This is a genomic window from Streptomyces sp. (genome assembly GCF_035563135.1).
Classification (GTDB): domain Bacteria; phylum Actinomycetota; class Actinomycetes; order Streptomycetales; family Streptomycetaceae; genus Streptomyces.
Genome location: NZ_DATMVN010000527.1, coordinates 1 through 8975, shown reverse-complemented (window position 1 = coordinate 8975; position 8975 = coordinate 1). Strand labels below are relative to the sequence as shown.

The 8975-nt window shown below is 69.6% G+C and carries 7 protein-coding genes and 1 pseudogene; 4 read left to right on the top strand and 4 right to left on the bottom strand.

The window, feature by feature from the left end:
- Both VN520_RS23415 and VN520_RS23410 read left to right on the top strand, forming a co-directional pair.
- Positions 1–501 (top strand): annotated as a pseudogene (locus VN520_RS23415) (NADP oxidoreductase); the annotation flags it as partial.
- Positions 502–614: 113 nt separating this feature from the next.
- On the top strand, positions 615–1667 hold the full coding sequence (locus VN520_RS23410; protein WP_325748909.1) for a hypothetical protein: 1053 nt from the start codon (positions 615–617) through the stop codon (positions 1665–1667).
- A gap of 91 nt (positions 1668–1758) precedes the next feature.
- Here the strand turns inward: VN520_RS23410 and VN520_RS23405 are convergent, their stop codons facing one another.
- The 4 genes from VN520_RS23405 to VN520_RS23390 form a co-directional block, all read right to left on the bottom strand.
- Positions 1759–2985 (bottom strand): cytochrome P450, encoded by a 1227-nt coding sequence (locus tag VN520_RS23405; protein WP_325748908.1) that lies wholly within the window; start codon positions 2983–2985, stop codon positions 1759–1761.
- Between the two features lie 166 nt (positions 2986–3151).
- Entirely contained in the window at positions 3152–4432 is a 1281-nt protein-coding gene (locus VN520_RS23400) for an acyl-CoA dehydrogenase family protein (RefSeq protein WP_325748907.1), read from the bottom strand.
- Between the two features lie 156 nt (positions 4433–4588).
- Positions 4589–4993, bottom strand: coding sequence for a nuclear transport factor 2 family protein (locus VN520_RS23395; protein ID WP_325748906.1), 405 nt, complete (start codon positions 4991–4993; stop codon positions 4589–4591).
- A gap of 99 nt (positions 4994–5092) precedes the next feature.
- Positions 5093–5356: a 4Fe-4S dicluster domain-containing protein gene (locus tag VN520_RS23390; protein WP_325748905.1), complete on the bottom strand. Its 264-nt coding sequence runs from the start codon at positions 5354–5356 to the stop codon at positions 5093–5095.
- Between the two features lie 139 nt (positions 5357–5495).
- Here VN520_RS23390 and VN520_RS23385 point away from each other — a divergent pair, with 139 nt between their 5' ends.
- Positions 5496–6704, top strand: coding sequence for a cytochrome P450 (locus tag VN520_RS23385; protein WP_325748904.1), 1209 nt, complete (start codon positions 5496–5498; stop codon positions 6702–6704).
- An 89-nt stretch (positions 6705–6793) separates the two neighbouring features.
- A partial coding sequence (locus VN520_RS23380; protein ID WP_325748903.1) for a hypothetical protein occupies positions 6794–8975 on the top strand: 2182 nt, incomplete at its 3' end.

Genomic DNA, 8975 nt, shown 5'->3' with positions numbered 1-8975 from the left:
GAGCGCGGACCCGACGGCTCGCTGCGCGCCGTGGCGACCGGCGAGGAGCAGGCCGTCGACTGCGGGCTGGTGATCCGGGCGATCGGTTACCGCGGCCGGCCCGTCAGCGGTCTGCCCTTCGACGAACGCTCCAGCCGGCTCCCGAACGTCGACGGGCGCCTGGTGGAGGACGGGGAGGTCCAGCGCGGTGAGTACGTGGTCGGCTGGATCAAGCGAGGGCCGTCCGGCGTCATCGGCACCAACAAGAAGTGCGCCGTCGACACCGCCGCCGCGATCCGCGCCGACCGTGACAGCGGACGGCTCGGCCCGCACGTCGAGTACTCGCCGGAAGCCAGTGCGGCGATGCTGCGGTCCCGAGCACGGTCCGTCGTCGACTGGCGCGGCTGGCAGGTGATAGACAGTGCGGAGGCCGCGGCCGGCCAGGAGCAGGGTCGTCCGCGCGTGAAGTTCGTGCGCCGCGAGGACCTGTTCGCGGCTGCCGCCACCGGACCCGCGGCCTGAGACCGGCCGTCGTCCGCCCCCGGCCGGGGAGCGGGGACCGGCGGACCTCGGTCACAGCGCCGGGCCGCCCGGGTTCCTAACGTCCTGAAAGCAGTATCGCCCACCATGGAGGTATGACCGTGTCTGCGGAACCGGAGGTCAACGTCGAGCTCTACTCGCGCAGCGGATTCGGCGGACCGTTCACCACGATCGTCCGTGCCCAGTATCTGCCGGACTTCACGAGGGCGGAGGGGAGCTATCTCCCCCGCCGTTTCCAGACCTGGGAGCTCGCCGACGAGGCGTTCGCGGGCGCGCACGCGCTGCCCGTCCCCATCCTGAAGGGCGACGGGCTCGCCATCGAGGTGAACCGTCTGTCCGGCCCGCCGGCGCACGCCGTCAAGAACGTGGCGGCGGACGAGCTGCACTTCGTCATCGACGGTGGCGGGGAGCTCGACACGATGGCCGGCGTGCTGCAGGTCAGGGCGGGTGACTTCGTGCGCATCCCCCGCGGCATCGCCTACCGCTGGAACTCGGTGACCGCGCCGATCGACGAGATCGTCGTGACGACGTCCAGTGAGATCACCGTCGATCCGCAGAACGCACCGGGAACCTTCAACCCGGACCTGCATCTCGACGTCGCGACGCCGCACGGCCGTCCCGGTGGCCCCGTCGACGGGGAGTACGAGGTGGTCTTCCGGCACGGCGACGAGCTGACGTCCTACTTCTTCGACTACGACCCGTTGCCCTGCCTCGACGTGAAGGGAGCGCCGCCGGTCGTCCGCATCAACATCGAGCACGTTCACGGACTCGCGGTCGACGACGGTGGTCTGCAGCCTGCCCGGCTGTTCGGTTCCGTCTCCGGCCGGGACCTGCTCTTCGGCATCAACAGCCGGCGCAGCGACCGTCCGCCCGTCCACCACAACGTCGACTACGACGAGATCATCTGCTATGCCGCCGGGCCGACGCCGTGGGGTGGGGTCGACACCCCCGGCACCGTCACCTGGGTTCCCAAGGGCGTTCTGCACCAGGGCCCGGAGGAGGACGTGCACCCCGGTTACAAGGCCTGGCTGCTGGAGACGCGCGTCGACATGACCGCGACGCCGGCCGGCCTGGGGATCGCACAGATCATGGAGACGAACCAGTACGGCGTGCACCCGAGCAACGAGCAGTCGGCCGTCTCCGTCTGAGTCTCCGCCCGGCTCCACAGACAGGAAGGTGTCCCGGACCTGAGGTCCGGGACACCTTCCTGTCCGTGGAGCCGGGGAGCCCGTCAGCGGTTCAGCGCGTCCTGAACCGGAGCGGCAGGCTGGTGAATCCGCTGAGCATGACGCCGGTCGTCACCGTGCCCGGTCCCGCGAGATCGATCTCCGCTGTCCGGGCCAGGATCTCCTCCAGCGCCACCCGCAGCTCCAGGCGGGCCAACGGCGCTCCGAGGCACTTGTGCACGCCGCTGCCGAACGCCAGATGGTCGTTCGGCGAGCGGTCGATGACGCAGGCGCTCGGGTGTTCGAACGCCTCCGGGTCACGGTTGGCGGCACCGTAGTTGAGCGCCACGCGATCGCCGGCCCGGATCGTGCGGCCGTGCAGTGCGACGTCGTCGGTGGCCGTCCGGGCGAGTTCCGGCAGTGGCGTCTCGATGCGGAGGAACTCCTCGACGGCGCTCGGGATCCGCTCCGGGAACCGGCGCAGGGTCATCTGGATGTCGGGGTTGGTGGCCAGCCGGTACAGCGCCGCGCCGAGGGAGTCGGCGGTGGTGGCGTGCCCGGCCGCGATCAGCTGGACGCCTATCTGGGTCACCGTGTCGTCGCTCAGTGGCCGGCCGTCGACCTCCGCGGCCATGACACCGCTGAGCAAGTCGTTCTCCGGGTCCAGCGGCCGGGCCCGCCGCTCCGTGACGACGCGTGCGATGTGGCCGCCGAAGACCTGGGCGATCACGGCGCCGACCTTGTTCGGGTCCCAGCCCATCCGCTCGAAGCCGGCTATCTCCTCGACCAGTTCGGTGTGGGCGGAGTCGGGCAGGTGCAGCAGGGCGGAGAGGGCCCGCGCCGGAACGGGCTGGCAGAAGGCGCTGATCGCGTCACCCTCGCCCACCTCCAGCAGGGGTTCGAGATGCTCGACGACGAATCCCCGGATCGTCGGTTCCAGGCGCGCCATGGCCGGTGCCGAGAAGTAGCGGTTCAGCAGCCGGCGGTACGTGGCGTGCTCGGGTGGGTTGAGCGATATGGGGATCTGGCTGCCGAAGTCCGGCATCGCGATGAACGGTGCTCCGGAGGCGAACTCGGCCGGCCGGCGGGCCGCGTCCCGGACGTCGTCGTAGCGGGTCAGTGTCCAGTAGCCGCCGTTGTCCTCGGTCCAGGCGACCGGGCACCGCTCGCGCAGGCGCTGGTACTCCGCGAGACGTTGCGCGGAGCGGCTGCCGCTCCCGCGTGCGCCTCCGCCCCGGTCCTCTTCGGGGAACCAGTCGGAGACGGAGGGGCTGCCGCTGTGGCTGTCGAAGTCGGTCATGTCTGGAAGGTAGGCACCGATCCGACACCCTCCAGTGACCTGAGTCACGCAGCGGCGTGACCACCGTCCGCGGTGGGCGCCGCCGGCGGTCACTCGCGGTGGACGAGGACGGGGGCGGCGCCGAATCGGCGCCGCCCCCGTCCGTCGACCGGGCTCTCCGTTACTCCTACGCCTCGGGCGGCGCCGGCGGTCCGAAGAGGCGCGTCTGCCCGTACATCTGGGCGACACTGTCGCGGTGTCCGTTGCCGGGCGCGGTGTACCAGGTCGCGATGTCACGGAAGTAGCGCTGCATCCGGGCGCTGTTGAGCGCCTGCGAACTGCCGCCGGTGCGCCACAGGTGCTCGTTGACGGCGTTCCACACCAGGCGGCCCGAGTACCCGGTCCGGCACGTCAGCTTGAGGTTCCGCTCCGGGTCGACCGAGCCCTCGGCGCCCATCTCCGCCAGCTCGTCGCAGACGCTCTTCATGAGCGCCTCGCCGGCCTCGATCTCCATGGAGGCCAGCCCGAACGCACGCTGGTATTCGGAGACTTCGGCCTTCACCTTGGCGTTGAGGATCGCCGGGTCGGTGATGCCGGGGATGCGCTCCGGTGCCTTCTTCTTGATGACCTCCTCGTACGCGTCCAGCGCCCCGAACCCCATGCCGATCACGAGCGCCGGGGGGTAGGTGGAGGCGAAGGCCAGCTGCGGCATCGCGTAGGTCGAGTCGCCGTGGTAGAGCGACCCCGGGGTGCTGCCGTCCACCGCGCCGAGCGCGGTGTAGCTGTTGGGGAGGATCCAGTGGTCGGGGACGAACGCGTCCTTGATCGTCACCGTGCCCGAGCCACTGCCGCGCATGCCGAGGATGTTGCCCCAGTCGTCGCCGACGGTGAAGTCCTCGCGCTTCGCCACGAAGGAGAGGTGGCTCCCCTCGGGACCGTGGGGCGATCCGGCGGGAGCCGGCACCACGCCCATGTAGTGGTTCGAGTAAGGCGATCCGGAGCCGTACGGGTACACGCCGTTGATGACGTATCCGCCGTCCACCCGGCGGGCCTCGCCGCGGGGGAAGGCGAAGGAGGCCGCGACGAAGTAGCCGTCCGGGGCACTGAACAGCTCCTCCTGTGCCTCCGGTGAGAAGAAGGCCGCGGCGGAGTAGGCGTGGCTGTGCCCGAGCGTGTAGCACCACGCGGCCGAAGGGTTGGCGCGGGCCAGCTCGATCGCGAGCCGGAGGAAGGACCACGCGTTCATCTGGTATCCGCCGTACCGCTTCGGCGTGAGGACCTTGTAGAACCCGTTGTCGATGAAGGCCTGCTGCACCTCCTCGGTGGGGAAGGTGTTCAGCTCCGTCTCCTCCTGGCGCTCTATGAGGAAGGGACGAAGAGCTCGGGCACGCTCGATGAGTTCTTCGTGCGTCGGGATTCCGGTGTCCGAACCCGTCGTGCGGAGATCGGGCTGTGTGGTCGAAGTCATGAGACGAGATTCCCTCAGGAAATGGGGCCCATCAGTGACTTGAGTCTCGCGCCTTCGCACTTTGTTCCTCGTTCCGGCCGGAATTCGGAAAACATGAAACGGTCCGGCGCTTCGCCTTTCGGCGAAGCACCGGACCGTCGGTGCATCGGGCTGATTTCAGAAAGGAGTGTTCGAGTTCACCGGGTCGGTGTCCGGGATCGGCTGCGCGGCGACCCAGTGCTCGACGATCCCACCGTCCTCCAGGCGGAACATGTCGAACGAGGCCAGGCCTCGGTCGTTCGGGTCCGCGGCGTTCAGCACGATGTGCGCCTGGCAGACCACCAGGTCGTCCTCGGCGATCAGGCGCTTGACCTCCAGGCGCGCGTTCGGGAACGCGTCGAGGAAGTGGTCGTGGATGTCCTTCAGGAACGCCTCACGCCCGTCGGGTACCCCGTGGACGTGCTGGACGTAGCGGTTTCCCATCAGTTCGGAGGCCTTCTCCGGGTTACGGTCGTTCAACAGTGTGTTGACGAACTCCCGGACGACTTCCTTGTTGCGCTCCTGCACAGTCTTCTCAGCCATGACGGCGGCACTCACTTCCTGGACGACGCAAGGGGATGTATACGATGACGATGCCGGATCGAGAGGCGGTGGCGCTGTGACCAAAGTCCTCGGAGACCATCAGCCCGCGGTGAACCAGTCGGCATTGATCTGTTTGAAGTGCGCGAGTTCGGGAGGGAGGTTCTCCTCCGCGAAGGGCGCGCCGACGGGGCAGGCTCCCACGCACGCGTCGCACTCGATGCACTCGTCGGGGTTGATGTAGAGCTGGGTGGCTTCGCCGTAGCCGGACTCGCCGTCCGCGGGATGGATGCAGTCCACCGGGCAGACTGCGGCGCAGGCGCCGTCCTTGGTCTCGACACACGCCGAGGTGATCACGTAGGTCATGGGGTACCTCTCAACATTTCCAGGGGTCTCAGAGTGAAGAGCGGCGGTCCGCATTTCCGTGACCCCAGTCACAGAGTGCCCGGACTGCCCGTGTCAGCGTGCGTGCATGACCCAAGACTCCGTACCGAACACAAAGCGCGTGGCCGACTGGGAGCCGGAGCAGGACCGGGGCGGCAACGCTCGCGGAGGCGGCAGCCGGTCGCCCCAGCGGCTCGCCGAGTACGACCGGCTGCGGCAGGGGTGCCCGGTCGCCTGGGCCGACGACCTCTCGGGCCACTGGACGCTGACGCGCTTCGCCGACGTGGCAGAGGCGGCACGGAAGCCCGGGACGTTCGAGTCCGGGGAGTTCTTCATCCTGCCCATCCCGGAGGGCGGCCGGCAGATACCGATCACGCTGAACCCGCCCGAGCACACCGTCTTCCGCCGCATGCTGAACCGCTACTTCACCAAGGAGCGGATGGACGGGCTCGAACCTCTCATCCGCTCCTACGCCCGCGAGCACCTGGCGCCGATCCTCCGGGCCGGTGGTGGGGACGTGGTCCCTGCGCTCTGTCAGGTACTGCCGGCCCGCACCCTCGCGGCGCTCATGAACCTTCCGGATGCGGCATCCGACGAGCTGCTGGCCCAGATCGCCTCGTTCGAGAAGATGGGGTGGGATCCGGAGAAGGTGGCTCCCGTCATCTTCGGGGTGTTCGCCTCCTACATCGGGCAGCTCGTGGCGGAGCGCCGGAAGCAGCCGCTGGACCCCGATCTGGACCTGATCAGCGGCGCGATGGCCATGGAGCTCGACGGAGCACCCTTGCCCGACGAGGACGTCATCGGGATCGGCACGCAGATGATCGCCGCGGGGCACGCGACCAGCGCCGATGCCCTGGGGGGCGCCATCTACCGGCTGGCGACCAACCCGGACGTCCAGATGAGACTGCGGCGGCAGCCCGAGCTCATCCCCACGGCCGTCGAGGAGTTCCTGCGCCTGGAGACTCCCCTGCCGGAACTCGGACGACGCGCCACCGAGGACGTCGAACTGCACGGCCGGACCATCCGGGCGGGTGAGCTGGTCGCCCTCAACTACGCCGCGGCCAACCGTGACCCGGAGGCCTTCGAGCACCCGGAGAGCTGCATCATCGACCGGAGCCCGAACCGGCACCTGTCCTTCGGGTCCGGCATGCACAAGTGCCTGGGTGCCCCGCTGGCCAGGCTGGAGCTGCGGGTCGTCCTGGAGGAGCTTCTCGCCGCCACGACCGAGATCAGCCTCGGCGGCGCCACCGAGGAGACGCCGGGGCTCATTCTCGCCGGGTTCACCACACTCCCCATCCGCGTGAAGCTCGTCTCGCCTGCACGTTCCTGAAAATTCGAGCCGTCCCGGGCAGCTCCGCCGCCGGCGCTGCCCGGCTAGGATCCGACGGCCTCATTCGTCAGCACCAGGGAGAGCCGCCGTTGTCTGTCCCTTCGGTTCATTCGTACATCCGCACGAAGCTGGTCGTCCCGGCGATCCCACCGGAGGTCGTCGCCCGCCCGCGGGTCGAGCAACGCCTGGGCGAGTTGATCGCCCGCCATCGGCTCGTCCTCGTGGTCGGGACAGCGGGCTCCGGCAAGACGACCGCCGCCGCGGCCTCGGTCGGGCACCTTCACCAGCCGGTGGCATGGCTGTCGGTCGACGACACCGACGTAGCGCCCGGCCGGCTCGTGACCTACCTGGACGCCGCGGTGGCGCACGCGCTGCCCGGGATGACGGGCATCGCCGTGAACGCGATGTCCGGTAACGTCCCCCATGCGGAAGCCGCCGGTCTGCTGTCCTCGTCGGTGGGCGAGGAACCTCTGGTCATCGTGCTCGACCAGTTGGAGCGCCTCAAGGACAACACCGAGGCGTGGGACGTGCTCGGGTCCTTCATCCGCCATGCGGGGGCCGGCCTGCGGATGGTGTTGCTCAGCCGCCAGTTCCTCACCGCGGAGTGGCTCGATCCGACCGTCCTGGACCTCGGCTACCTCGGCGAGTCGGCGCTCGCGTTCACCGCGTCGGAGGCCGCCGAAGCACTGACGGAGCGTGGTGTCTCCGGCGTCGACCCGCAGCACGCCGTCAACGAGACCGGCGGCTGGGTCACGGGCGTTCTCTTCGAGGCGTGGCGGTCCGCCGATCACCTGCCGGGCCTGGGCGGCGAGGCGGATCCGCTCTACGGCTATCTGTCGGCCCACATCCTCGACCAGCTCGATCCCCGCGACCGCACGTTCCTGATCGAGACCGCGCTGCTCGACGAGGTGACACCCGGGCGGGCCATCGCGCTCGGCATCACGGACGCGGGCGCCCGGATGGCGTCACTGCGCGGTCGCGCGCTGCCTGCCACCTGGCCCGGAGCCCACACCCTGCGTTGTCATCCGCGGTTCCGCGAATACCTCATGGAGTTGCAGGAACGACGGCCCAGCGACACCGTCCGGGAGTGCCGTGTGCGCTACGGTCAGTTGCTGGCGTCCGAGGGCCGCGACGAGGACGCCACCGAGGTGCTGATCGACGCGGGGGCGTACGAGCCGGCCCTCGGCTCCGCGTCCCGGGCGATCGCCTCCGTCATCGAGCGCCACGACTTCCGGCAGGCGCGGCACTGGCTGGAAACCCTCGAACCCACCGCTGCCGAACGCAGTCCTTTCGCCCTCAGCCTGGGGCATCTGATGCTGTCGGTGGCCGAGGAGGAGTTCGCCCGTGGGGCGGCGTACGCCGATCACCTGGCGGCGCGCGGCCTGCGCGACGAACTGGCCCGGTCCTCGGGCCGGGCCGTCATCCTGATGACCCTGTGCTACTCGGCGTCCCTCGACGTGGACGGATTGCGCGCGGTCGTCGCCACGGCACCCGCCGGACCGAACCGCAGCGTCGCCGAGTACATCGTCGCCCTGTACACGTACGGCTCCGTCAACGCCTACGACCTCCCGCCGCTGAGCCTGGGTGCCGAATATCCCTCCTTGCTCATCGGCAAGTACTTCCACGGCCGGATCGCGGAGGTGGAGCTGGCCGTCGGATCGGCGTGGAACGAGTGGGAGTCCGTGGGATCGCGGCTGCTCGCCGCCCGGGCGCTGGGCCATACCGAGCAGGCGCTGGAGATGTACGAACGGGTGGCCGGCCTGGGCGCGCGGTCCCTGCTCGTCCGCGAGGCGGCCCCGGACCTGCTCCTCGACGCGGGTCGACGGGAAGAGGCCCGTGCCGCACTGGACGAGTACGACCAGGAGGTCCACCGCAAGGGATCGCTCTTCGCCCGCCTGGGTGCTCTCACCCTGCGCGCCAAAATGGCGCTGCGTCTGGACGGGGACCACGCCGCAGCCCTGGCAGCCCTCGACGCGTTCGACCGGATGAACACGTCTGCCTGTGCGAGCCCTCTGCAACAGCGGGCCGACACCTGGCGCGGGCTCGCCCTGCTGCTGGCCGGTGAGGACGAGCAGGCCGCCGTGAATCTGCGGGCCGCCGTCAGGACCATGACGAACGCCGAGCTTCTCCTCGAACTCCCCGCCGCGGCGGTCTTCCTCGCCGAAGCCGAATGGCGGGTGGGCGATCCGGAGGCCGCCGATGCCGCTGCCGACCTCGCGCTCGAGGCAGCGCGGACGCAGGGTTCCACGTTCCTGCTGATGGAGGCTCTCT